Below are 25,613 nucleotides of genomic sequence, written 5' to 3'. Positions count from 1 at the left end.
ATGAAAAAGTGGATAGGAGCCTTTCGCTTGCGCACATTGCCACTGGCTTTGGCGTCAATCGGAATGGGTACTTTTTTGGCTGCCGCAGCAGGTCACTTCAATGGAACAGTGTTCGCGCTATGCGCCCTAACTACCATTTTACTACAGGTGCTATCTAATCTTGCCAACGACTATGGCGACTCTATTCATGGGGCTGATAGTGATGACAGGCAGGGGCCGAAAAGAGCCGTGCAGAGTGGTGCAATTACTAAAAAGGCAATGTTCAGGGCGTTGGTTGTTTTCTCTGTTTTGTCTTTGTTGAGTGGTGCCGCTTTGGCCTATGTAGCCTTAGAAGATTTCGGAACCGTGTTCTGGTTCTTTGTTGGCTTAGGCGTTTTGGCAGTAATTGCTGCTATAACCTACACTGCGGGTTACAGACCTTATGGTTATGCCGGATTGGGCGACATTAGCGTGTTGATATTCTTTGGTTTTGTGGCCACAATTGGTGCTGCTTACCTCTACGAACCTGTAATTCATTGGGATTATATACTACCGGCACTTTCTACGGGTTTATTTTCTGTAGCCGTGTTGAATGTGAACAATATTCGGGATATCGAATCGGATAAAAAGGCGGGGAAAATGTCAATTCCAGTACGAATTGGCAGGCCAGCCGCGGTGTTTTATCACTTTGCCTTGTTAACAGTGGGCTTTGGATGTGCGCTTATTTATGTGGGCCTAAATTATTCCAGTCCATGGCAATTGCTTTTTGTGCTTTGCCTACCGCTACTATTAAAGAATGCAAAAGCAACTTTGGTGAAAACCAAGGCTGCCGAATTAGATCCCTATTTAAAGCAAATGGCCCTTACTACACTATTGTTTGTAATATTGTTTGGTGTAGGTCAGTTAATCTAGCTTTATATTGTGCTATTTTTTTGCATCTTATTTACATGACTGCTAAATTTAAATGAACCACTTCTAGCCCTATGAAAGGACGAAAATCAAACCAAGTAGATTTGCAATGTCAGTTTTGTAAGTCGCGCGAAAACTCCCTCTTTTCCGACCTTCCAGATGAAGATTTAGGAATTTTGAGTGAGCATAAAAGCTGCGTAACTTATAAAAAAGGCCAAACGCTTTTTTACGAAGAAACACGTCCTATGGGGGTTTTTTGTATCAATCACGGAAAGGTGAAAGTATACAAAATGGGTTCTAACGGTAAAGAGCAGATACTTTATATCGCAAAAGGTGGAGATTTTTTGGGCTACCGTGCATTGTTGAGCGAAGAGTTTTATGCTGCCTCGGCAACCGTAATTGAGCCTGCAGCAGTTTGCTTTATTCCTAAGTCAGATTTTCTAACCATTTTGAACAGAAACCCTGCGTTCTTCCAAAAATTAATGAAGGCCGTGTGTCACGATTTGGGCGTGATGGAAGAGCGTCTTGCTAACATTGCTCAAAAGTCTGTGAGAGAGCGTTTGGCAGGTACAATTCTTATGTTGAAAGAAACGTACGGAATGGAAGGGGGTGAGAGCGAACTTATTGATATTATGCTCTCGCGCGAAGATTTGGCCAATATTGTAGGTACCGCTACCGAAACCGTAATCCGTTTACTGTCTGAGTTTAAGGGCGATGGGCTTATTGAGCTTCAGGGCAAGAAGATAAAGGTGGTGGATCAGAAACGCCTGCTTCACGAGGCCGACTTCTACAGTTAAAACATGATTTTTATCATATAATTCGCTGACAGCTATCAATCCATCTTGTGACTGACTATTCTACTTTTGATTACCCAATGAGGAATAGTAGTGAAACACAAAATTTTAATAGCTGCCGATCAGAATTCTGCCATTAACGATTTGGTTAAGCAAACTTTGGGTTTGTTAAATGAGGTAGATACCAAGCTTTTTTCTTTATGCCTGCTCGATGCGCAGTTTGAAAAGAAGCTGGCTGTGGCTGGTGCCGCAGGGCAACACAATAAACCAGACCTTATTTCTACCATTGAGTTTGAACTGAACTTTGATGAAGCTGCTTGCCAGTGGTCTAATGTGGAGGTAGTAAAAGATGCTTTCGGCACAAGCTCATTGAAAAGTGTAAGCACCGTGGCGGACCTGCTTGTAGTGGACATGAAGGTGTTGCTGCACGACTATGGCTTAAAGACACTTAAAGAACTTTTAAAAAGGGTTGATTGCCCCGTGTTACTAATCTCGGAGCACTTGGTAATTGATAACTTAGTGATAGTACATAGCGGCTCAACAGGAATTGTGAGTGGCGTAAAGCATTTTTTGAACCTTTTTGCTACTAGCCTGAGGGATTTACCAGTTTCTGTATATGTTTCAGACCCGGAAAGTGGCACTCATATAGACAATGAAAAAGCCTTTATTTCTTATCTAAAACTATTCTTTAACGATATAGGAATTCAATTAATACACGGCAATATTCAGGATAACCTCTTTGAGACCGTAAGCCGCCAGTCACCTTCTTCTCTTGTGATTATGGATAAACAAGTATCCAGCTTGTTGGTGACGAAAAAAGGCGAAATGGCCGATAAATTCACTTCTTTCATTTATAATAAGGAGTATTAACATTGAGTAACCCTGTGGCCATAACAACTAGCTGCTACCATTGCGGAGATCCATGTGAGACAGATCAAATTGAATTTGATGATAAGTCTTTTTGTTGCGCTGGATGTAAAACAGTCTATGAGATTCTGAGTGAAAATGATCTTTGTGATTATTATGATTTAGAGGCTAACCCTGGCATTTCTCAGAGCAATCAGAGCAATGGCCTTTTTGAGTATTTGGATAATGCAGAAGTAAAAAAGCAGCTGCTCGACTTTTCGGATGGTGAGCAAGAGAAAGTCACGTTGTTTGTGCCAAATATTCATTGCAGTAGCTGCATTTGGTTGTTAGAGCATTTGGATAGACTCGCTCCGCAAGTAATTCATGCCAATGTGAATTTTACACAGCGAAAAGTGAGTATCCACTATAAAACAGATGGTTTTTCTTTAAAACAATTGGCAGAATTACTCCACAGAATTGGCTATGGAGCAGTAATTAACCTAGAGGCACAGGAAGATGCAGAACAAGTGCATCAGGCCGATAAAAAACTTTGGGTAAAGTTGGGTGTTGCCGGCTTTTGCTTTGGTAATGTAATGCTGCTGAGTTTCCCAGAATATTTGGGGCTTTCAGAGCTGGAAAGGGAGTACCAAACCATCTTTCGTTGGATAAGTGCACTAATGGCTGTACCTGTGGTTTTTTATGCAGCTTCCGACTATTTCATCTCTGCATTTAAGAGTTTAAGACAGCGGTTTATCAATATCGATGTGCCGATTGCTTTGGGTATAATCACATTGTTTGTAAGAAGTTTTTATGAGGTTGCGGCAAACGTAGGCTCAGGTTACTTCGATTCGCTAGTGAGTCTTATTTTCTTTCTGCTCATTGGCAAGTGGTTTCAGCATAAAACCTACCGAAACCTTTCTTTCGACAGAGATTATAAGAGCTATTTTCCGCTGGCTGTTCTGCGCAAAAAGGACAATGCGGTAGATGCCGTAATGGTGAAGGACATTAAGAAAGGCGATGAGTTGATTATTAGGAATACTGAAGTAGTGCCTGCCGATGCCATACTGATTGACGGTGAGGCTTCTATTGACTATAGTTTTGTTACGGGCGAGTCGGCCGCGGTAGCAAAGGTAAAAGGTGATTTGGTGTATGCTGGAGGCCGATTGGTTGGAAAACAAGCCCATTTTATTGCGCAAAAGGACGTTTCGCAGAGTTACCTAACTAGCCTTTGGAACGATCAAGCCTTTGAAAAGGAACGAAAAAGCAAGCGTTTAATCGATCAGGTAAGCCAGTACTTTACGGTAATTATTATGCTGGTAGCTACTGGTGCGGCTTTTTATTGGCAGCAAGTTGACCCATCCAAAACATGGTTGGTGTTTACGGCTGTGCTGATTGTTGCCTGCCCATGTGCTTTGGCTTTGGCTACACCTTTTACATGGGGTTCGGTGTTGCGGGTGTTTTCCAGAAACCAGTTTTACCTAAAAAATGCCGACATTATTGAAGATTTACAGAAAATTGGCACGATAGTATTCGATAAAACGGGAACGATAACAGAGACCGCTAGTCAGGATTTGGAGTTTGTGGGGGAGCCTTTAACAGAAGGTGAACGCGCAATGACGAGTATGGCAGTGGCCAGTAGCACACACCCGTTGAGTAGAAGGGTGAATCAGAGCCTAAAGGCTTCTGGTTCAGCCTACTCATTGGAGCAATTTGATGAGTTATCGGGTAAAGGTGTTTTTGCTGTGGTTAGTGGGGTAGAAGTTAAGCTGGGTAGCGCCAAGTTTGTTGGAGCTAAAGCAAGTGAAGCGGTAGAAACATCAGAGGTTTTTCTTTCCATTGGAGGAAAAGTAAGAGGCCGATTTTTAGTGAAGAATACATACAGAAAGGGGTTCAAGGCCTTGGTAGATGATTTGGCGGCTCACTTTAAGTTGAGTGTGCTTTCAGGAGATAATGAAGCCGAGAAGGAGCGCCTGCAAACATTGTTGCCCGAAGGAACTAGTATTCGATTTAAGCAAAGTCCGCATAACAAGTTACAAGTAGTAAAAGGCTTGCAAACAGCTGGTGCCAATGTAATGATGATGGGTGATGGACTGAATGATGCCGGAGCTTTAAAACAGAGTAATGTTGGTGTGGCCGTGACCGAAGATATTTCTATGTTTTCGCCAGCCAGTGATGCCATTATGCATGCCAATGCTTTTGGCGCACTTAGTAAGTTGATGGCCCTAGTAAAGCAGGCGAAATGGGTGGTGATTGCCAGCTTTGTGATTTCATTTATATACAATATTGGTGGGTTAACATTTGCAGTAGCAGGTTGGCTGACACCGCTTTTTGCGGCTATACTAATGCCGCTAAGTAGTATTTCGGTGGTGCTGTTTACTACGTTGATAATTAATTGGTTAGGAAAGAGAAAGGGGCTGTAGTATGTCGGTTATTGTGATCTTAATTATTACCAGTATCGTTGTGGCGGTGGTCTTTTTGGCGGCCTTTCTCTGGTCGGTAAAATCGGGCCAGTATGATGATACCTACTCGCCTTCCGTACGCATGTTGTTTGACGACAAAAAGAAGAAAACAGATGGAGCAGAATCAGATAGCACAGTTGATCAAAAAGTATGATGTGCCAGTGCCAAGGTACACCAGTTACCCAACCGTTCCGGACTGGAATACAGCGGCTTTTTCGCTCGAAAAATTTAAAGGTCGTGCTATAGAAGCTTTTCAGAATTACGGTAAAGATGGCGTGAGCTTATACATCCACTTGCCATACTGCGAAAGTCTGTGCACTTACTGCGGTTGCAATACGCGCATAACCGTAAATCACGCAGTTGAAAAGCCATATATCGATGCGGTTTTGAAAGAATGGCAACTTTATACGCAGCTATTCGAAGACAAGCCGATCATCAAAGAAATTCATTTGGGCGGAGGTACGCCCACGTTCTTTTCACCAGAACATCTGAGTAGCCTTATTGCGGGTTTGCTGCAAAACGCAGACCTGCATAAGGACTACGAGTTTAGCTTTGAAGGTCACCCAAATAATACAACATATGAGCACCTAAAAGCACTAGCAAACGCAGGCTTTAGCCGTGTGAGTTTTGGGATTCAAGACTTTGACGAAAAAGTGCAAGTAGCGATTAACCGTAGGCAGAGTTTTGAGCAGGTAAAACAAGTAACGGAATGGTCGCGCGAGCTAGGTTATAAATCCGTCAATTTCGATTTGATCTACGGATTGCCATTTCAGACGGGTGCTTCCATTAAAAACACCATTGAATTGGTAGAGCGACTGATGCCTGAACGTATTGCTTTCTATTCTTACGCACATGTGCCGTGGAAGCGCCCCGGGCAAAGGGCTTATTCGGAAGCAGACTTACCAAAAGCAGCAGATAAGCGCGACTTGAATAAGTTGGGTACAGATATGCTGCTCGATATGGGCTATAAAATGATAGGGATGGATCATTTTACCCTGAATAGCGACAGTCTATACACTGCTTCTTTAGAAGGAAAGTTGCATCGCAATTTTATGGGCTACACCACCAACCCAGGGAAATTGCTAATTGGTTTGGGTGTTTCTTCCATTTCTGATATTGATGCCGCCTATGCTCAAAATGTAAAAACTGTAGAAGGTTACATGCAGCATATTGAAGCAGGTGAATTCGCGATTTTCAAAGGGCATTTAATGACCGAAGAGGATTGGCTAACAAAGGCCAAGATTCTACTTGTGGCTTGCGAAAAGCATATCTCCAATGCGCTGATTAGCGAAAAAGTTGACAGACGAAAAATGCAAGCTATGATTGCCGAAGGGTTACTTGAGGAAAGTGAAAATGGCTATTCAGTAACACAAATTGGCTCGCAGTTTTTAAGAAATATCTGCGCACTTTTCGACCCCAATTACCAAACCGAAAGAGCCGGCAAAATTTTTAGTCAGGCGGTGTAGGTTTTAGTTACAAAATGTCAAGCCTCTTCTTTTATTCAGAAGAGGCTTTTTTATTGGTGCTCAGTTGCTTAGCAGTGTTTGTTGAGTAAGGGTTCAAAAACATGACATAAATCAGTTTTTTAGCTAATTCGTGTCAGCCCTATCGGTGTATGGTAAAGCTACCTTCGAATCATTAATTAGCTTAACCATAGCGCAACCATGGAACTGGAACACTTTAAGTATGACAACAAGATTGTCAAGTATTTCGCAATTGCTACGGTAGTCTTCGGGCTTGTCGGCATGTTAGTCGGCCTCATCATAGCAACTCAACTCTTTCTTCCTCAGTTAAACCTGGGTATTCCTTACACCACTTTCGGGCGAATTAGACCACTGCATACCAATGCCGTGATTTTTGCATTTGTGGGGAACGCCATGTTTGCCGGGGTGTATTATTCAATGCAACGCCTGCTTAAAGCGCGCATGTTTAGCGACATGCTGAGCTGGATTCACTTCTGGGGCTGGCAGCTAATTATTGTGGCAGCAGCTATTACGCTTCCACTCGGATTAACTACCTCCAAGGAGTATGCTGAGCTTGAATGGCCAATCGATATTGCCATCACACTTATTTGGGTGGTGTTCGGTATTAACATGATTGGTACCATACTTAAGCGTAGGGAACGCCATATGTATGTAGCCATTTGGTTCTACATAGCCACGTTTGTTACGGTGGCCGTTTTGCACGTTGTAAACTCTTTCGAAATACCTGTAACAGCTTTTAAAAGTTACTCTTGGTATGCTGGTGTGCAAGATGCCCTAGTGCAGTGGTGGTATGGTCACAATGCGGTGGCATTCTTCCTAACCACGCCATTCTTAGGTTTAATGTACTACTACCTGCCTAAGGCGGCCAACAGACCAGTTTATTCTTACAAACTGTCCATCATTCACTTCTGGTCACTCATATTTATTTATATCTGGGCGGGGCCTCACCACTTGTTATATACTTCTTTGCCAAACTGGGCGCAATCATTGGGTACGGTATTTTCCATTATGCTTATTGCGCCATCTTGGGGTGGCATGCTCAATGGTCTTTTGACACTTCGTGGTGCTTGGGATAGGGTGCGGGAAGATCCTGTATTGAAGTTTATGGTAGTGGCTGTAACAGCCTATGGTATGGCTACTTTGGAAGGCCCGTTGCTTTCTATCAAAAACGTAAACGCCATTGCACACTTTACCGACTGGATTATTGCCCACGTACACGTAGGTGGTTTGGGTTGGAACGGTTTCATGACCTTCGGTATGCTGTACTGGCTAATCCCTAAAATGTGGGGTACAAAGCTTTACTCAACCAAAATGGCCAACGTTCACTTCTGGATTGGCACGCTGGGAATCATCGTTTATGCTTTGCCTTTGTATACTGCAGGTGTAGTGCAAAGTTTAATGTGGAAAAACTTTAATGCTGAAGGCTTTTTGGAGTATCCTAACTTTTTGGAGACAGTAACACAGATTGTTCCAATGTACATGATGCGTGCATTAGGTGGCTTGCTTTACTTGTCGGGTGCCATAATAATGGTGGTTAACCTAGTAAAAACTGCTAAGCAGGGAAGCTTTATGGCAGAAGAGGCTGCTGAAGCTCCAGCACTAGAGAAAAAGAAAGTTGTAGGTGGACACTGGCACTCTGCTTTGGAAAGAAAGCCTGTGATATTTACAGTGCTTACTTTGGTGGCCATCTTAATTGGTGGAGTGATCGAAATGGTGCCAACATTCCTGATCAAATCCAATATTCCGACCATTGAGTCAGTAAAGCCTTACACACCACTAGAACTGCACGGCAGAGATATTTACATACGCGAAGGCTGTAATAACTGTCACACGCAGATGGTGCGTCCGTTCCGTTCGGAAACTGTACGATACAAAGGGGAATACTCTAAAGCTGGCGAGTTTGTGTACGATCACCCATTCTTGTGGGGGTCTAAACGTACTGGGCCAGACCTGCACAGGGTAGGGGGCGCATACAACAATGTGTGGCACTACAACCACATGTTGGATCCAACCTCTACTTCGCCAGGTTCTATTATGCCGCCATACCCTTGGCTGTACGAAAATCAAATTGATCCGGGCTTAACTGCGGGTAAAATTAAAGCATTGAGAACCGTAGGTGTGCCGTATGAAGAAGGGTACGAAGATGTAGCTAACCAAGACCTGAAGGCTCAGGCTACAGAAATAGTTACAGACCTAAAGTCTTTCGATGTAGAAATACCTGAAACCGCTGAAATAGTGGCATTGATAGCCTACTTACAGCGCTTAGGTACAGATATTAAAGCAGAACCAACAGCAAACAAATAAGCCATGTTTAAGCACTATTTCGAACAAGTTCATAATGTAGAAATCTGGCCGATAATCTCGCTCAGTATCTTCTTTGTCTTCTTTGTGGGGCTGTTGGTGTACGTATTGCGTATTAAGAAAGACCACATCTCGCATATGTCGGCCATGCCGTTAAATGAAGATGATCCGGAAAATGATTTAACCAGTAGCAGATAACCGAATAACCATGAAAAGAATTGCTAACAATACTATAAGAAAAGCAGGGCTACTAATGAGTTGCTTGTTCCTAACTGGTTCAAGCAGTTTTGCCCAAACAAATGGAGGTATGAGTGATACCACCATGATGTATATGGCGCTTGGTTTGGCCATTTTGGTTTCTGTGTTGGTTTTGGTGGTTGCAGTTTATGTATTGCAGCTGCTCAGGGCATTTGTAAACCTACAAATGACGGAAGAGCAAAAGGCCGCCCGTGCCGATGAGCCTGGCTACTTTGCCCGACTCTGGGCCAAATGGAACGACTTTAAGCCAATGGAAGAAGAGCAAGACATTATGCTCGACCACGATTATGATGGCATTAAAGAACTAGATAATCACTTGCCGCCTTGGTGGAAAGGATTATTCTACCTAACCATTGTTTATGCCGTGGTTTACCTATTGATCTTCCACGTTTTCAAAACCGCTCCTTTGCAAGAAGAGCAGTATGAACGCGAGATGGCTGCAGCCGAAGCTTTACGCGCCAGTAAAGAAGCTGATTTAGTAGTAGACTTTGATGAAGAAACAGTAACGCCAACTGAAGACCCTGCCGAGCTGGCTGACGGTCAAAAATTCTTCGAAACCCAATGTGCGTTATGTCACAAAGCCGATGGTGGTGGTTTGGCAGGTCCCAACCTTACTGACAAGTATTGGAAGCACGGTGGCAGCATGTCTGATGTTTACAAAGTGATTAAAAACGGAGTGCCAAACACAGCGATGATTTCGTGGGAGTCGCAGCTAAACCCAGTGAGAATCCGCAATGTGGCTTCTTACTTACTCACTTTGCAAGGAACAAACCCTCCAGGTGCTTTGCCTCCTGACGGGGAGCTGTATGAGCCTGAGAATTAATTGCAAGCCAGTCTCGATGAGACATAGACTGTAGAAGAAAATGGATCAGGATAAGTTAAAAGACCTATATCATTACGATGAGCAGTTTCGTGATTCAATTGCCACGGTAGACGAAAAGGGCAAGCGTATTTGGGTTTATCCTAAAAAACCAAAAGGTCGGTATCACAATAAGCGGGTAATAGTCTCGGTTGTATTGCTTGCTATATTGTTTGCCGGACCATTTATTAAAATAGGGGGAGAACCGTTTCTCCTCCTTAATATTTTTGAGCGTAAATTCTCAATACTGGGAATGGTGTTTTGGCCTCAAGATTTCTTTATTCTGGCCTTAATAGCTATCTCATTCTTTGTTTTTATCATTCTGTTTACGGTCGTTTTTGGCAGGGTTTGGTGTGGCTGGGCATGTCCACAAACGTTGTTTATGGAGATGGTTTTCCGGAAAATCGAGTACTGGATAGATGGTGACGCTGGGGCTCAGCGTAAGCTCGCTAAAATGCCTTGGAATGCTGAAAAGATTAGAAAACGCGTACTTAAGCATAGCGTTTTTGCCCTAATAGCCATTCTTATTGGGCATACAGCAATGGCCTACCTTATTGGTATTGAACAAGTAAAGGAAATTGTGAGTCAGCCGCCAACGGAAAACTTGGCAGGGTTTATTGGTTTGGTTGCTTTTAGCGGTGTGTTTTATGCTGTTTTTGCCTTTCTGCGCGAACAGGCTTGCGTAGCCATTTGCCCATACGGAAGGCTCCAAGGGGTGCTATTGGTTAAGGACTCCATGGCCGTAATGTACGACTGGCTACGTGGCGAACCACGCGGCCGAATGAAACGCAATGAAGAGCGATCGGATAAGGGAGATTGCATTGATTGTAAAATGTGCGTGCACGTTTGCCCAACCGGAATCGATATTCGCAATGGTACACAACTAGAGTGTGTAAACTGTACTGCCTGCATTGATGCCTGCGATGATGTGATGTTGAAAATAGGCAAAGATACTGGTCTTATTCGACCAACCTCTCACACTGCTATTGAAGAAGGGCATCAAAGAATTTTCACTCCGAGGGTAGCAGGATATTCAGGTGTATTGGCATTGTTACTTGCCTTGGTCATTGTATTTGTGTCGGGTAGGGCCGATGTGGAGGCTACCATGCTTCGTATGCCGGGGCTTATATTTCAAAAACTAGACGATGGGCAAATACAGAACATTTACAATGTGCAGTTTGTAAACAAAACGGCAGAAGACTTAACACTCGAAATTAGAGTAAGCAATTTTCCTGAAGCTACCATTGAAAAGGTAGGTGAGGGAGCCATACTGCTCGATGCAAAGTCTAAATCTGACGGTGTTTACATTATAAAAATTCCTGAGGACGCACTGGAAGAAAGAAAAACGCAGTTGCGTTTAGAACTCATCTCCAATGGAGAGGTGATTGATGTAATTAAAACAAACTTTTTAGGGCCAATTAAATTTTAGGGTATGAACTGGGGAAGAGGAATACTTGTAGCGATGATTTTGTTTGTGGGGGTAATTGCCACAATGGTTTACGTAAGTGTAAATACAGAATTTAGTTTGGTTGCAGACAACTACTATGAGCAAGAGTTGGCGTATGACGACCAAATTGCGCGCATCAGAAATTTTGAGGCTTTAACCGCGCAGCCTGAGTTTTCTTTCAATCGGGCCGAACAGCAAATCAAACTTCAGTTTTCAGAAGAATTAGTAGGTGCAATTAAAGAAGGTAAGGTGGTGTTCTTTCGTGCCAGTGGTGCAAAGCACGACAAGGTCTTCGAACTAAATTTTGATGACGACAATGTATTTACAACAGATGTTTCCAAGTTTTTAATTGGTGCTTGGAGCCTTCAACTTTCGTTTAATGATGGTGCCAAAGAATACTATAAAGAGATAAAGTTTGTGATATAATGGTTTTGCTCGGTACCGCTTTTGTTTTTGGTCTTTTGGGTAGTTTGCACTGCTTGGGTATGTGCGCACCGCTCATATGGGCTCTGCCTCAAGATAAGGCCAAACAAAGTAAGTGGTGGGCAAATCGCTTGGCATATAATTTTGGCAGAAGTATAACTTATGCATTGTTAGGAGTGACTATTGGCTTGCTGGGGCAAACATTTGCGCTGGCAGGTTTGCAGCAGTATATGTCCATTATTGCGGGTGCTGTTTTGCTGCTCATTCTTCTTTTTTCAAAGGGTCATGTGCCACTAAATATCAGCTTTGGCCCTGCCACTAAGTTGTTTGCTTGGGTAAGGCCCAAAATGGGGCCCTTAATAAGGGGCAATACAGCGGGTTCCAACCTTATGCTTGGCCTGCTCAATGGGCTTTTGCCTTGTGGTTTGGTATACATGGCATTGGTAGCGGCACTTTCGATGGGTACCATTGTGGGGAGTGGCGTTTACATGATGCTATTTGGGCTCGGTACTTTCCCTATGATGATTGCCGCGGCATTTTTAGGTAGCAGAATTAAAGGATTAAAAAGTGGTTTGCTTAACCGATGGGCACCAAGATTTTTGGTGGTGGTTTCTTTGTTGTTGATTATGCGTGGGCTTGGTTTGGGTATTCCATATGTAAGCCCAGCCTTTGGCAGCGAAAAAGAAATATCTATTTGCCAAACGCCCTAAAGCAGTTCAATGCTTAGTTCTAATTCACTATCTTATTGTCGATTCACACTTTAGAACGAAAACCTAAATCATATGAAAACCATACTCGTACCAACAGACTTTTCAACCCAAGCCGACAATGCGTTAGACATGGCCTTGCAAGTGGCCAAAATTAACGGTTCCAAAATTTTGCTTATCAATGTGATTGAAGGAATGCGCTCGTTTTCCTTTAATACCATGGGTGAGCTAGAAGATTCTACCGGTGAAGAAGCCTACTTGGTGAAAAAGCTAGTCGACCAGACCAAATCGAACTTGGATGATGCGCTGTCGAACCTCGATACCGATGGAGTGGAAATTGAAGCCATGGTTGAAATTGGGAGCCCTTACGAAAGTATTGCACATGTAATAACCAACCACGATGCGGACCTAGTGGTAATGGGAACCAAAGGTAGTGGAGGAGTTGAAGAAGTGCTTATTGGATCGAATACTGAAAAGGTAGTTCGTTATGCTAAGTGTCCTGTGATTACCATTAAGGACAAGGTTGATCTTGATAAGGTTAAGCATATTGTTTTTGCAACAAGCTTAATGGAAGACCAGCCAGATATTGTTGAAAGACTAAAACTGGCAAGAGAGAACTTTGGTGTAAAGTTGCATCTGGTGAAAGTAAATACGCCAAATAACTTCCATACGGAGCGCCAGTTGAGGGAAGAATTTCAGAAGTACTTAGAGAAGCACGACCTGAAGGACTGCGAAACGCATGTTTATAATGAAGCTTCAGAGGAAGATGGTATTCTTTATTTTGCTGAAGACTTGGGCGATTGTATGATCGCGATTGGTACACACGGAAGAACGGGACTGCTGCACCTGCTAAGCGGTAGTATTGCAGAAGATTTGGTGAACCACTCTAAAGTGCCAGTTTGGACATTCTCTATGAAGAAGTAATGTTGACTTATAATACATTGAAGCCACTCCTGAACTCATCTGTTTGGGAGTGGCTTTTATTTTAGGTTCACTATTATTTACCTTTGAATTATGGGCAGAAAAAACAAAAAGGATAAAGGCAGAATTGGAGTGGTTTATTCAACCAGCGATGATTTTGACTACGACTACGATGATTTTGAGGAGGAGACTTTGCCGGCTGGAGAGCAAAACCTGAAGGTGATGCTCGATAAAAAGAGTCGTGGAGGTAAGCAAGTTACCTTAGTTGAAGGTTTTGTAGGCACCGAAGATGATCTGAAAGATTTGGGCAAGCTCCTGAAGTCTAAGTGTGGCGTGGGCGGTTCTGCCAAAAATGGAGAAATTCTCATTCAAGGCGATTTCAGGGACAAAGTGCTCGATTTACTGAAAAGCGAAGGATACAACGCCAAAAGGGTAGGTGGTTAATAGGCTCATATATTGCTTACTTGTTTGCCTTTTGGCCTTTTCGTGCCAAGAGAAAGAAGTGCTTTTTGAAGAAGGCTGGGAGGTTGAGGTTTCTGGTTCTGCTGTTTATGTAAAGGAGTATGCCATTGGCCATGAAGGTGAGGATGTTTCTCAGCGCGAGCCAATTATTGTTGTACACGGTGGGCCGGTTTTAGATCACACTTATTTCATTCCCCACCTAGACGATTTAGCCAGAACATACCAACTAATATTTTACGATCAACGAGTGTGCGGTAGGTCTTCTTTGGCAGTAGACACCACAACCATGACACTCGATGGATTTGCCGATGATATTGAGGTAATCAGAAAGCAAATGGGCTTGGGCAAGGTTAATTTGTTGGGGCACTCTTGGGGTGGTTTGGTGGCAATGAAATATGCGATTAAGTACGATGAACAGCTCAGTCATCTCATATTATCTAACAGTATGGCACCAAGCGTTGCCGATTGGCAAGCCGACAATGCTGCTGTGGCGCAAATGACAAGCCCAAAAGATCAGCAGCGACTGAATGCTTTGGTGAGCTCTGGGCTGCTGAGACAGGAGAACCCCGCTCGTTATATCAAAGAAATGATGATGCTCTCTTTTCGTGGGCAAATGTATGATACAGCCAACTTGTCTAAGCTAGAAATTTTTATTCCTGAGAACTTTATGATAAGAAGCCAAACCTTTGGTTTGCTAAGTCCCGATTTGGCTTCTTACAATTTATACCAAGCCCTGACAGCTGTAAAAACCCCAACATTAATAATTTATGGAGAAAAGGAGCCTGCAGTTGGCGGCCATGCAGGCAGGTTTGCCGAGGCTTTTCCTAACGCAACGTTAGAAGTGATATCAAAGTCAGGGCATTTCCCCTTTATAGATTCACCCGAAACCTATGCAAATGCTGTTTCGGGTTTTATTAAACAATAGCTAAATTTTACTTAGACCTTTACTTCCGTTAAGACAAGTGCTTTTCAAAAAAGCCAATCGTGCGTTCCCAGGCCAAGGTTGCAGCGGCATCATCATAGCGAGGTGTAGTGTTGTTATGAAAGCCATGGTTTACATCGGGGTAAATAAAGGCTTCATAAGCTTTGCCGTGCTTTTTTAGTGCAGCTTCATAATCGGGCCACCCAGCATTTACTCGGGTGTCTAGCCCTGCATATTGCAGCATTAGGGGTGCTTTTATTTTAGCTGTTTCCTCTTCGCTTGGTTGGCCACCATAAAACGGCACTGAAGCAGCTAAGCTAGGTAGGTTCACGGCCATCATGTTCGAGATCCACCCACCAAAGCAAAAACCAACAACGCCTACTTTGCCATTCGATCTTGGGTGGTTTTTAAGGTATTCAAAGGCAGCTATAAAGTCTTCAAGCATTTCATTTCTGTCGCGCTTGCGCTGCATAGTTCGTCCTTCATCGTCATTGCCAGGGTAACCGCCAAGCGGTGTTAGAGCATCGGGTGCCAGACTCATAAATCCGGCAACTGCACATCTTCGGCCCACATCTTCAATGTATGGGTTCAAGCCACGGTTTTCGTGCACTACAACTATAGCGGGCAGTTTTCCATCTTTTCCTTCTGGCACAGAAAAGAGGCCTTTTATTTCTCCACCTCCTTTAGGTGAATTGTAAGTAATGTACTCTGAGCTTAGTCTTTCGTCATCTGCTTTTATGGTTCTTGTGGTTTCATAGTCTGGTAGCATTGTGCTCATAAGCGAAGATACCGTGATGCCACCGACCGCATAAATGGACAGCTTTTCCAGAAAGTTTCGCCTGTCTATTTTGTTGTGTGCGTAGTCATCATATAGGTCGTAAACCTCTTGGGAGATTTCTTCTTTCTTAAGTTTTTTCATGGTTTTAGGGCTTGGTTAATGGTGGTATTAAGTTAAGAAATTTGGTAAACACCTGTTAACCAGTAATCTAAATTACATGAAAGGTGATGGGTATAACCGCTAATAGAATTCTATTCCATAAGCCTGTTTATGAGCAGTATATTGGCGCAAACACGAAAATCTCTATCAATGAAATTATTTAAGTACAGTCTCTTTGCACTGTTGCTGGTACTTTGTGTCGGTATTCAGGCGCAAACCGACCTTTCAATGTTCGAGGCTATGAAACCGCGGTCTATTGGCCCAGCTGGTATGTCTGGTCGCGTTACCGCAATAGATGTGGTAAGGCACAATAAGAATGTAATTTATATAGGAACAGCTTCTGGTGGGGTATGGAAATCGACCAGTGCTGGTACAGAGTGGGAGCCTATTTTCGATGATCAGGAAGTCGCTTCTATTGGAGCGCTGGCCATCGACCCTTCAAATCCAAGTGTAATCTGGGTGGGGACAGGTGAAGGAAACCCTAGAAACTCGCTGAACTCTGGTTACGGCTTGTATCGAAGCTTAGATGCCGGAAGAACTTGGCAACACATGGGGCTCGAAGAGACGAGTAACATTCACAGGGTTATCGTTCACCCGAACAACCCTAAGACTGTTTGGGTAGGTGCTATCGGTTCTCCATGGGGAGAGCACGAGGAGCGCGGAGTATTTAAAACTACAGATGGTGGTAAAACCTGGGAAAAGGTGCTTTACGGAGGTCCTGGAGTAGGAACTGCCGATTTGGTTTTGGACCCAAGTAATCCAAACAAGCTGATTGCAGCTATGTGGGAGCACCGAAGATATCCTTGGTTTTTCAATTCAGGAGGCCCTGAATCTGGAATATTCATTTCTCATGATGGTGGCGAAACTTGGGACAGAAAGACATCGGAAGATGGCTTGCCTAAAGGTGATTTAGGTAGAATTGGTTTGGCCATAGCGCCTTCAATGCCCGACAGAGTTTACGCTTATGTAGAGTCTAAAGAGAATGCCATCTACAGATCTGATAATGGCGGAGTTGACTGGTATAGAGTTTCAAACAAAGGCGATAGAGGAATTGGTAACCGCCCGTTCTATTATGCTGAGATATATGTTGATCCGAAGAATGAAAACCGGGTTTACTCGCTTCATACCTATGTTACTTCAAGTGAAGATGGTGGAAAGAGCTTCAACACCTTTGTGAACCCTGGATATGTTCACGTAGACAATCACGCCTATTACATTCATCCAGACGATCCGAACTTTATCATTCTCGGAAACGATGGTGGTTTGGTGATGAGTACCGATAGAGGTGGTAGCTGGCAGTATTCGGAAAACTTGCCGATTGGTCAGTTTTACCATGTGAATTACGATATGGAAACGCCTTATAATGTAATGGGTGGTATGCAAGACAACGGTGCCTGGTTAGGGCCAAGCCAACTGTTAAAGCAAGGTGGAATTAGAAATAGCTATTGGGAAAGAATTGTTGGTGGCGATGGATTTGATGTAGTGCCTGATCCGCAGAATTCTAGATACGGATATTCACTAAGCCAAGGAGCGAATATTCAACGCTACGATCGCAAAACCGGAGAAATGCGTGGTATCAGGCCAGAGCATCCGGAAGGAGAGGAGTTGAGGTGGAACTGGAATGCTGGGGTAAATGTGGATCCGCACGATAAGAAGACCGTTTACATCGGTGCGCAATACCTTTTCAAATCGAGCGATTATGGTTTGAACTGGGAAATCATTTCACCAGACCTAACTACCAACAATCCTGAAAAACAAGATCAGATCAATACTGGTGGACTGAATTATGATAATACAGGTGCAGAAATGCACACTACCATCACCGTAATTGAGCCAAGCACAAAAACTGAAGGTATGATTTGGGTTGGTACTGACGATGGAAATGTTCAACTAACAAGAGATGGCGGCAAAACATGGGCAAACAGTGCAGGTAAATTTCCGGGCTTACCAGAGGCCACTTGGGTACAACAAATTAAAGCAAGTACTTACGATGAAGCGACAGCCTTCGTAGTTTTCGATGACCACCGAAGAGATAACTGGTCGCCATATGTTTACCAAACAACTAACTACGGAAGAACATGGAAGCGCATTGTGAATGAGGGCGATGTATTTGGTTTTGCATTGTCTTTTGTTCAAGACCCAATAGAGCCGAACTTGATGTTCTTAGGGACTGAAGGTGGTTTGTATGTGAGTATGGACGGTAGTGAAACTTGGGAAAAGTGGACACACGGATACCCAACGGTTCCTACAATGGACTTAGCGATTCATCCAAGAGAGCATGATTTGATCATCGGAACTTTCGGTAGAGCCATCTGGATTTTAGATGACATTAGACCTATTCGCGAAGCAACTACTATGGGTATGAAAAAGCTGAAGGATCAGACGGTTCATTTGTTCGAAATTCCTGATGCCACCAATGCCATTGTTGGTCCTTACTGGGGCTATAGAAGCACGGGTAATGGCATGTTCTTCGGAGAAAACAAGCCATTCAGCGCAGCCATTAGTTACTACGTAAAAGAGAAAAAGGGTAAAGTGAAAATGGAGATTTCTGACCAATCGGGTAAAGTGGTTAGAACCAGGTACTATACGCCAGATGCAGGTTTCAATAGAGTTTATTGGGGATTTGAGACGGATGGAATTAGAAGTCCGGGTTCTAGACAGCCTAGCGGAAACGAGGTAACTCCACCAAGTGGATATGATGCATTACCGGGTACTTATAATGTGAAGCTTACTTACAATGATCAGACTTCAACTCAGGCAATTAATCTTTTGAGAGACGAGCGAGTAGAAGGTTGGGATGTTGCTGCTTTGCAAGAAAAACAGGCGTTTATTGCCAAGTACTACGAGCTTACCAATGAGGTAACCGAAGCGGTTGATAGACTTAACGAAGCGCAGGAGATAGTAGGGAAGGTTCAGAAGTTAGATGAAGAGAATGAAGCGCTTCAGGAAAAGTCCAAGGAGGTGAAGAAAAAACTAGCTGAATTAAGAAAGCTATTCTACTCAGAGCCAGTACAAGGTAACCGTGGCGATGATAGTCCGATTACCAGTCAGCTTAGAAATGTAAGAGGAAAAGTAGGCGGTAGTTACACGCCCGTTTCGCAAGCTGCAGAGTATGCTTATGCTAACTTTGTAAGAAACTGGGAGCCGGTTAAGTCACAACTAAATACTTTCTTCAGCAACGATTGGAACGACTACCAGCAGTTTGTAGAAGGGCTGAATTTAGTCTTGGTAAAAGACTTCTAATTCAAGATGATTGATTTGTAAAAAAAGAAGGATGGCTTTCGGCCATCCTTCTTTTTTATAGCTCCCAACCAAATCCTATGGACATTACATAATCCGATTCATTGCCAGCTTCAGCGGGTTGATTATCGTAGTTATAGGTAAGTCCGGTTTTAATGTAAAAATCAAGTGGCAGATCGTACTTTACATCTAGGCTAAAGTCAGTACGAAAACGCCCTGACTCCGTTAAACTTGGGTACATATAGAGAGAAGAAGTTAAAGATAAATCTCCTGTATCGAATAGGTTGGCGTTTGTGCCAATGAATGCTTCCGTACTCGCTCTTGGGTTAGGGTCAACAGGCTCTGTTAAACTGCTATTGTCAAATTCCTCGTTTAGAAACGCTATCCCCACTATGGCACCCCATTCGGCTTTATTATTTTTTATAATGCTTCTACCACCACCAAACTTTAATGATCTACGTAAGTCTAGCGCTTGTTCTGTATTGGAAAGTAAGTTGAGGTTTCCCGCGATGTACCATTTCTGTTCCAAATAGTATTGAAATGTGGAACCAAACTCCTGCCTTCTTATTGGGTCGGTCTCATCCTGGCTCGATCTTAATAAATCGTAAGATAAACCTGCACTCCATCGGTCGGCCCGATACCCCACATTACTCCTAGCATTATATTGTTTAAAGTTATTGGCCTTAGTAAGGTTAATGCCAAAGTCGATGGAGGCACTCATTCTTCCCCAAAAGTCAGATTCTACACCATTTAAAAACACAATATCTTCTAAGGCAACATCTGCCAGTTCTGTGCCATCACTTTCATGGATTTTTACACCATGCTCCGAGCCGTAAGACGATACCGTTCCGTTTAAGCGCTCACCATTAGATAGCGAAATTAAAAACCTGGTTTGGGTTCTTATGGCAACTACATCGAGCCATTCTATCGTGAAATCATCATCAGAATAGTCTGTTTCGATCGTGATTACTCCATATTGCATTCCTTTTATTTCGCCCACAATCAAGTTGTTGCCCGGCATAACCAAAGTGTCTATTTGAGCAGCAGCATTGTAGGAGCAGAGTAATGCTAGCGAGAAAATAAGTGATTTGAGGTAATTAGGTTTCATGGCAATAATATTCATGTTCTAATCAAAAATATCATTTTTTCAGAAAACCCAAACAGAGAGATAGGTATTAATGAGGCGATTGAACGATTGTAGAAATAATACTTGTAGGCTAGTTCGCTTCCATTATCTTTGCAGTCAATGTTCATGACTTCACATATCGCCATTTCTGCGCATCATGCACATCACTTCCATCATCTCTCTTGAGAGAGATGACATAACACCCCTATGCGGTTTCCGTAACCGCAGTTTACATATCAATATTTTCTTTAATCAATTCTTTAAAAATTCTGTTGAATACATCAGATGGAAAATACATTACGCATTGCAGTTCAGAAAAAGGGACGTTTAAGTGATGACTCCCTAAAACTTATCAAAGAGTGTGGCATTAAGGTGAACAATGGCACCGGAAAACTAAAAGCCACCGCATCAAACTTCCCTATGGAATTTCTCTTTTTAAGAGATGACGATATTCCGGGTTATGTACAAGATGGTATTGCCGATATCGGTATCGTGGGGGCGAATGAAGCCGAAGAAAAAGACAAAGATGTCGATTGGATCAAAAAATTAGGCTTCTCTAAATGCCGCCTGTCTTTGGCAATAGATAAAAACGAACCCTACAACGGAGTGCAGGATTTTCAGGGCAAAAGCTTGGCTACTTCCTATCCTAAAATCCTAGGCGACTTTCTAAAAGCGAATAGCATTGATGCTGAAATCCACGAGATCAGCGGGTCGGTAGAAATTGCGCCAAGCATCGGTTTGGCCTATGGTATTTGCGACATCGTAAGTTCGGGCTCTACGCTTATGAGCAACGGCCTTAAAGAGGTAGAAGAAATCTATCAGTCGGAAGCCGTAATGTTGGCAAACAAGTCGCTGAGTGCTGAAAAGCAAGAGATACTAAACCGCCTTTTGTTCAGAATAGATTCTGTACAAACCGCCAAGAATAACAAGTATATTTTGCTGAACTCTCCTAACGAAAAGATTGATGAGATCATCTCAATTCTTCCGGGTATAAAAAGCCCTACGGTGTTGCCATTGGCAATGGAAGGCTGGAGTTCTGTTCACACAGTAATTCGCGAAGATGACTTCTGGCAAATAATTGAAGACCTTAAAAAAGCGGGTGCTGAAGGGATTTTGGTTGTGCCAATTGAAAAGATGATTCTATGAAAACCGTAGTAAATCCGGCCAGAGCCTCGTGGAGCCAGCTGCTTAAGCGGCCTACAATGGATTTAGCATCCATCGAAGCTTTGGTGCGCCCCGTAATGGAGGCTGTAAAAAATGAAGGCGATGCAGCGATTCAGCGCTACACCGAAAAGTATGATGGGGTAAGGCTTAGCGAATGGGCTGTTTCTCAAGCTGAATTCGAAGCAGCAGAAGCCAGCGTGCCAGCCGAACTGAAGGCTGCAATTCTTCAGGCCAAAGCAAACATTGAAGCTTTTCATACTGCGCAGCAACAAGACGAACTTAAGGTGGAAACAATGCCTGGAGTTGTTTGCTATCGCAGGTCAGTGTCTATAGAAAAAGTGGGCTTGTATATTCCTGGCGGAACGGCCCCTTTGTTTTCTACCGTGCTAATGTTGGCGGTACCAGCCAAAATTGCCGGTTGCAAGGAGATTGTTTTGTGTACTCCGCCAGATGAAAATGGAGCCATTAACCCTGCTATTTTATATGCAGCCAAGGCTGTTGGGGTTACCAAAATATTTAAAGTAGGTGGAGCGCAGGCAATTGCTGGTCTTACTTTCGGTACGGTAACCATTCCTAAAGTGAATAAAATTTTTGGCCCGGGAAATCAATACGTAACTGCTGCCAAGCAGTTAGCAACCAAGTATGGTTTGGCGATCGATATGCCCGCAGGTCCTTCTGAGGTGGCGGTATATGCGGATGATGCAGCTGTGCCTGCTTTTGTAGCGGCTGATTTGCTATCTCAGGCAGAACATGGTGTAGACTCTCAGGTGGTGCTGGTAGCAGCAAACGAGGCAATTGTTGACAAGGTTAAAGCCGAGGTAGATCAGCAATTACAGGTATTGCCAAGGCGCGAGTTTGCCGAGAAGTCTTTGGCTAATAGCGTAGCTGTAGTTTTAGGAAATGAAGCTGACGCGGTTGATTTATTGAATGAATATGGAGCCGAACACTTAATTCTTTCGGTGAAAGAACCTTGGGAGGTTGCGGACCAAATCATCAATGCTGGTTCTGTGTTCTTGGGGAATTATACGCCAGAGTCTGCGGGTGATTATGCTTCGGGTACAAACCACACGCTACCAACCAATGGCTATGCAAAAATGTATAGTGGGGTTTCGCTGGATAGTTATGTGAAAAAAGTAACCTATCAGCAAATCTCTGCTGCCGGTATACAGGCACTTGGTCCAGTAGTAGAAACTATGGCTGCTGCCGAACAGCTCGATGGCCATAAAAACGCAGTTTCACTTCGACTTAAAAGCTTGAAAGATGTTTGATCCGAATGCGCTTTTAAGACCGCACCTGAAAAACTTGGTGCCTTACTCTTCTGCCCGCGATGATTATAAAGGAAGCGAAGGCGTTTTTCTTGATGCCAATGAGAACCCTTTCGGTTCTATTACCGATGAAAATTGGAACCGATATCCTGACCCTTATCAAAAGGAGTTGAAGTCAGCAATAGCCCAAATAAAAGGTGTTCCTGCCGAGAATATCTTTTTAGGAAACGGTAGCGATGAACCGATTGATCTGCTGTATCGCGCTTTTTGCGAACCTAGTAAAGACAATGTGATCATCAACTCACCAACTTACGGCATGTACCAGGTAAGTGCCGATATAAATGCGGTAGAGGTGAAGGAGGTTTTGCTTACCGAAAACTATGATTTGGATGTGCCAGCGATAAGTGTGGCCGTTGACGCAAACACGAAAATCATATGGGTATGCTCGCCAAATAACCCAACCGGCAATGATTTTACCTTGGCCAAAATCGAGTCGTTACTTTCCACTTTTAAAGGAATTGTGGTGGTGGACGAAGCTTATATTGATTTTGCAGAAAGGGCTTCTTTCGCTGAAAAACTTGCGGAGTACCCTAATTTAGTAGTGCTGCAAACTTTTAGTAAAGCATGGGGGTTGGCCGCCTTGCGTATAGGTATGGCATTCGCATCGGAAGCTATTTTGGCTATCATGAATAAGATAAAGGCACCTTATAATTTAAGTGGTCTTACGCAGCGAACTGTGCTGGAAGCGCTTAAAAATGCAACGGACAAAGACGCAATGGTAGCCGAGATTTTGGCAAATGCAAAGGAGTTAAAGGCGGCATTACAGCAACTTGATGTGGTTGAGCATATTTATCCAACCGATGCCAATTTCTTTTTGGTAAAGGTGAAAGGGGCTCGGGCGCTTTACACTAAGCTGATAGAACAAAAGATCATTGTACGTGATAGGTCCAAAGTTGTGCTTTGCAGCGATGCACTAAGGATTACTATTGGTACTAAAGAAGAAAATGATAAGCTGGTTGAGGCTTTAAAGAATTTAAGAAACTAGTCCATGGTTTATGGTCCATGGTCAATTGACCAATTATGAAAAAAGTACTTTTTATAGATAGAGACGGCACAATTATAGTTGAGCCACCAACCGATTACCAAGTAGACTCATTGGAGAAATTGGAGTTTTTACCTGGTGCTATTTCTAACCTAAGAAAGATTGCAGAGCAATTAGATTATGAATTGGTAATGGTTACCAATCAAGATGGGTTGGGAACGGATAGCTTTCCAGAAGATACGTTTTGGCCTGCCCACAATAAGATGCTCAAAACCCTGGAGAATGAAGGGGTGGTATTCGATGAAGTTTGTATTGATAGAACCTTTGAGCATGAAAATGCTGATACCAGAAAGCCGGGGACAGGTATGCTGACGAAATACATGCAAGGCGATTACGACTTGGCTAATTCTTATGTTTTTGGTGATAGAACTTCTGATATTCAATTGGCTAAGAATTTAGGTGCTAAGGCAATCTTTATTGCTGAGGACAAGCATGAAGAAGCTGCGCTTACGACTACCTCGTGGGATGAAATATTTCAGTTTTTGCAAATGCCGGAACGCAAAGTAAGTGTGAGCCGTGTGACAAAAGAGACTGATATTCAGGTTGAACTGAACCTTGATGGCAAAGGAAACTGCCAGAATGAAACAGGTTTAGGTTTCTTCGATCATATGTTAGATCAGTTAGGGAAACACTCTGGTTCAGACTTAAAAGTGCTTGTAAAAGGCGACTTGCATATCGATGAGCATCATACCATAGAAGATACTGCTTTGGCACTGGGTGAGGCCTTTAAAAAGGCCATTGGCGATAAACGAGGCATTAATCGCTACGGGTTTTTATTGCCAATGGATGAGGCTTTGGCACAAGTGGCGATAGACTTTAGCGGTCGTCCGTGGTTAGTTTGGGAAGCTGACTTTAAGCGTGAAAAAGTGGGTGACATGCCAACTGAAATGTTTATGCACTTTTTCAAGTCATTCTCAGATGCTGCCCAGTGCAACTTAAATATTAAGGTGGAGGGAGATAATGAACATCACAAAATAGAGGCTATCTTTAAAGCTTTTGCGAAAGCCATTAAAATGGCTGTAAAGCGAAATGCTGAAGAACTTGATGTTTTACCTTCTACCAAGGGCACACTTTGAAAAGACCGCTTCGAAGACTGATTTTTAACTTGTTACTGTTCGTTCCAATGCTTTGCCAGGCGCAAAGTTTTTGGGACTGGTGGGATCAGCTGCACAATTATCCTGATGCGGCCGGTCCTAACCGCAGGCGTTACATCAATATCTCACCTGGTTACATGGGGCCTAATGCTTTTGCCATTCCCTCTTTGCCAAATATGACCATTGATGATGAGCTATGGCTACAAGTAGCTGGGCAAATGCATCGTGGAAATGGTGACGAAACGGATAACCTATTTGTGAAGGCCAATATTCCATTGGCTAAAAATAAAGTCAGCCTTTATGTAACCAGTGTGGCTTACGAAACCTGGCATGTAACTGCCGAAACCAGAGATGAGCGTAGAATGATCTCCATTCATGAAGGTAATTCAGGCGATTTGGCATATGGTTTTATAGTTAAGGCCTTCGAGGAGGGAAAGTTGCTGCCGTTCAATTTCGGTTTTAGGGCACATGTTAAAACCACTACTGGGGGGCAGCTGGAAAATGCTCGATCAACTGACCATAGTTTGTATTTGTGGGATGGTATTTTTTCAAAAACACTGGTTAATAAGGAGGATCAAAAGCTTCTGGTGAAACTAGCGGTGGGCTTTTTAACATGGCAAACGAATATGAATAAGTTGCCTGGAGGGTCGAATCAGTTGCAAAACGATGCCATTTCGTATGGTTTGGGGATTGAATACACCAGAAAGAAATGGTATTTGGCTACTGATTTATCGGGTTTTGACGGATATATCGGTAACCGGGATAATCCTAGTTTTTTAAGGTCTCAGCTAGAGTTTAGGCCAAGTAAGTTTGCGGTTCGTGCAGAATATAATTATGGCTTAAAATCTTGGGATTGGAATACCGCAACACTTGGTGTTCGATATTACTTTTTAGAGGTGAAAAAATAAAGCGGG

23 protein-coding genes are annotated in these 25,613 nt (G+C 43.2%); 21 read left to right on the top strand and 2 right to left on the bottom strand.

Translation table 11 applies throughout. From position 1 onward, the window contains the following. The 15 genes from BMW98_RS18060 (at window position 1) to BMW98_RS17990 (ending at window position 14,774) form a co-directional block, all read left to right on the top strand. On the top strand, window positions 1-891 hold the full coding sequence (locus tag BMW98_RS18060) for a 1,4-dihydroxy-2-naphthoate polyprenyltransferase (RefSeq protein ID WP_090260516.1): 891 nt from the start codon (window positions 1-3) through the stop codon (window positions 889-891). A 71-nt stretch (window positions 892-962) separates the two neighbouring features. Further along, the gene (locus BMW98_RS18055; protein WP_090260514.1) at window positions 963-1,685 is read left to right on the top strand and encodes a Crp/Fnr family transcriptional regulator; all 723 of its coding nucleotides are present in this window, start codon (window positions 963-965) and stop codon (window positions 1,683-1,685) included. A 90-nt stretch (window positions 1,686-1,775) separates the two neighbouring features. After that, window positions 1,776-2,552, top strand: coding sequence for a hypothetical protein (locus BMW98_RS18050; RefSeq protein ID WP_090260512.1), 777 nt, complete (start codon window positions 1,776-1,778; stop codon window positions 2,550-2,552). Between the two features lie 2 nt (window positions 2,553-2,554). Beyond that, entirely contained in the window at window positions 2,555-4,948 is a 2,394-nt protein-coding gene (locus BMW98_RS18045; RefSeq protein ID WP_090260510.1) for a heavy metal translocating P-type ATPase, read from the top strand. Between the two features lies 1 nt (window position 4,949). Then, on the top strand, window positions 4,950-5,141 hold the full coding sequence (gene ccoS / locus BMW98_RS18040; RefSeq protein ID WP_090260508.1) for a cbb3-type cytochrome oxidase assembly protein CcoS: 192 nt from the start codon (window positions 4,950-4,952) through the stop codon (window positions 5,139-5,141). Then, window positions 5,101-6,453 carry an oxygen-independent coproporphyrinogen III oxidase gene (hemN, locus tag BMW98_RS18035; RefSeq protein ID WP_090260506.1) on the top strand — a complete coding sequence of 451 codons (1,353 nt, stop codon included), beginning with the start codon at window positions 5,101-5,103 and terminating at the stop codon, window positions 6,451-6,453. Before ccoS ends, hemN begins: the two co-directional genes overlap by 41 nt. A 198-nt stretch (window positions 6,454-6,651) precedes the next feature. Further along, window positions 6,652-8,775 (top strand): cytochrome-c oxidase, cbb3-type subunit I, encoded by a 2,124-nt coding sequence (ccoN, locus tag BMW98_RS18030; RefSeq protein ID WP_090260504.1) that lies wholly within the window; start codon window positions 6,652-6,654, stop codon window positions 8,773-8,775. Between the two features lie 3 nt (window positions 8,776-8,778). Then, complete coding sequence (locus BMW98_RS18025; protein ID WP_090260502.1) at window positions 8,779-8,970, top strand: hypothetical protein; 192 nt, start codon at window positions 8,779-8,781, stop codon at window positions 8,968-8,970. 10 nt (window positions 8,971-8,980) lie between these two features. Further along, complete coding sequence (locus BMW98_RS18020) at window positions 8,981-9,853, top strand: cbb3-type cytochrome c oxidase N-terminal domain-containing protein (protein ID WP_090260500.1); 873 nt, start codon at window positions 8,981-8,983, stop codon at window positions 9,851-9,853. 40 nt (window positions 9,854-9,893) lie between these two features. Further along, entirely contained in the window at window positions 9,894-11,318 is a 1,425-nt protein-coding gene (gene ccoG / locus BMW98_RS18015) for a cytochrome c oxidase accessory protein CcoG (protein WP_090260498.1), read from the top strand. A 3-nt stretch (window positions 11,319-11,321) separates the two neighbouring features. Next, window positions 11,322-11,762, top strand: a complete 441-nt coding sequence (locus BMW98_RS18010; RefSeq protein WP_090260496.1) for a FixH family protein — start codon at window positions 11,322-11,324, stop codon at window positions 11,760-11,762. Beyond that, the gene (locus BMW98_RS18005; protein ID WP_090260495.1) at window positions 11,762-12,469 is read left to right on the top strand and encodes a sulfite exporter TauE/SafE family protein; all 708 of its coding nucleotides are present in this window, start codon (window positions 11,762-11,764) and stop codon (window positions 12,467-12,469) included. The genes BMW98_RS18010 and BMW98_RS18005 overlap by 1 nt, the downstream gene beginning before the upstream one ends. Window positions 12,470-12,541: 72 nt before the next feature. Further along, window positions 12,542-13,390 carry a universal stress protein gene (locus BMW98_RS18000; RefSeq protein WP_090260493.1) on the top strand — a complete coding sequence of 283 codons (849 nt, stop codon included), beginning with the start codon at window positions 12,542-12,544 and terminating at the stop codon, window positions 13,388-13,390. Between the two features lie 90 nt (window positions 13,391-13,480). Continuing rightward, entirely contained in the window at window positions 13,481-13,831 is a 351-nt protein-coding gene (locus tag BMW98_RS17995) for a translation initiation factor (RefSeq protein WP_090260491.1), read from the top strand. Between the two features lie 31 nt (window positions 13,832-13,862). After that, window positions 13,863-14,774 carry an alpha/beta fold hydrolase gene (locus tag BMW98_RS17990; protein ID WP_162844614.1) on the top strand — a complete coding sequence of 304 codons (912 nt, stop codon included), beginning with the start codon at window positions 13,863-13,865 and terminating at the stop codon, window positions 14,772-14,774. A 28-nt stretch (window positions 14,775-14,802) separates the two neighbouring features. Here the strand turns inward: BMW98_RS17990 and BMW98_RS17985 are convergent, their stop codons facing one another. Beyond that, on the bottom strand, window positions 14,803-15,690 hold the full coding sequence (locus BMW98_RS17985) for a dienelactone hydrolase family protein (RefSeq protein ID WP_090260487.1): 888 nt from the start codon (window positions 15,688-15,690) through the stop codon (window positions 14,803-14,805). 168 nt (window positions 15,691-15,858) lie between these two features. On the opposite strand from BMW98_RS17985, the gene BMW98_RS17980 reads away from it, so the two are divergent. After that, window positions 15,859-18,951, top strand: a complete 3,093-nt coding sequence (locus tag BMW98_RS17980; RefSeq protein ID WP_090260485.1) for a VPS10 domain-containing protein — start codon at window positions 15,859-15,861, stop codon at window positions 18,949-18,951. Between the two features lie 55 nt (window positions 18,952-19,006). On the opposite strand, the gene BMW98_RS17975 is transcribed toward BMW98_RS17980, so the two are convergent. Further along, window positions 19,007-20,056 (bottom strand): DUF481 domain-containing protein, encoded by a 1,050-nt coding sequence (locus BMW98_RS17975; RefSeq protein ID WP_162844613.1) that lies wholly within the window; start codon window positions 20,054-20,056, stop codon window positions 19,007-19,009. 303 nt (window positions 20,057-20,359) lie between these two features. On the opposite strand from BMW98_RS17975, the gene hisG reads away from it, so the two are divergent. The 5 genes from hisG to BMW98_RS17950 are packed head-to-tail and all read left to right on the top strand — an operon-like array spanning window position 20,360 to window position 25,607. Beyond that, window positions 20,360-21,220: an ATP phosphoribosyltransferase gene (gene hisG / locus BMW98_RS17970; protein WP_090260482.1), complete on the top strand. Its 861-nt coding sequence runs from the start codon at window positions 20,360-20,362 to the stop codon at window positions 21,218-21,220. Next, on the top strand, window positions 21,217-22,506 hold the full coding sequence (gene hisD, locus BMW98_RS17965) for a histidinol dehydrogenase (protein ID WP_090260479.1): 1,290 nt from the start codon (window positions 21,217-21,219) through the stop codon (window positions 22,504-22,506). The genes hisG and hisD overlap by 4 nt, the downstream gene beginning before the upstream one ends. Further along, window positions 22,499-23,548 carry a histidinol-phosphate transaminase gene (gene hisC / locus BMW98_RS17960; protein WP_090260477.1) on the top strand — a complete coding sequence of 350 codons (1,050 nt, stop codon included), beginning with the start codon at window positions 22,499-22,501 and terminating at the stop codon, window positions 23,546-23,548. Before hisD ends, hisC begins: the two co-directional genes overlap by 8 nt. A gap of 35 nt (window positions 23,549-23,583) precedes the next feature. After that, the gene (hisB, locus tag BMW98_RS17955) at window positions 23,584-24,681 is read left to right on the top strand and encodes a bifunctional histidinol-phosphatase/imidazoleglycerol-phosphate dehydratase HisB (RefSeq protein WP_090260475.1); all 1,098 of its coding nucleotides are present in this window, start codon (window positions 23,584-23,586) and stop codon (window positions 24,679-24,681) included. Next, window positions 24,678-25,607, top strand: a complete 930-nt coding sequence (locus tag BMW98_RS17950; RefSeq protein WP_139177674.1) for a hypothetical protein — start codon at window positions 24,678-24,680, stop codon at window positions 25,605-25,607. Before hisB ends, BMW98_RS17950 begins: the two co-directional genes overlap by 4 nt. Window positions 25,608-25,613 lie beyond the last annotated feature (6 nt).

The sequence above is a fragment of the Roseivirga pacifica genome (assembly GCF_900111145.1).
GTDB classification, from domain to species: Bacteria; Bacteroidota; Bacteroidia; order Cytophagales; family Cyclobacteriaceae; genus Roseivirga; species Roseivirga pacifica.
This window is presented reverse-complemented; position numbering and strand designations above follow the sequence as displayed.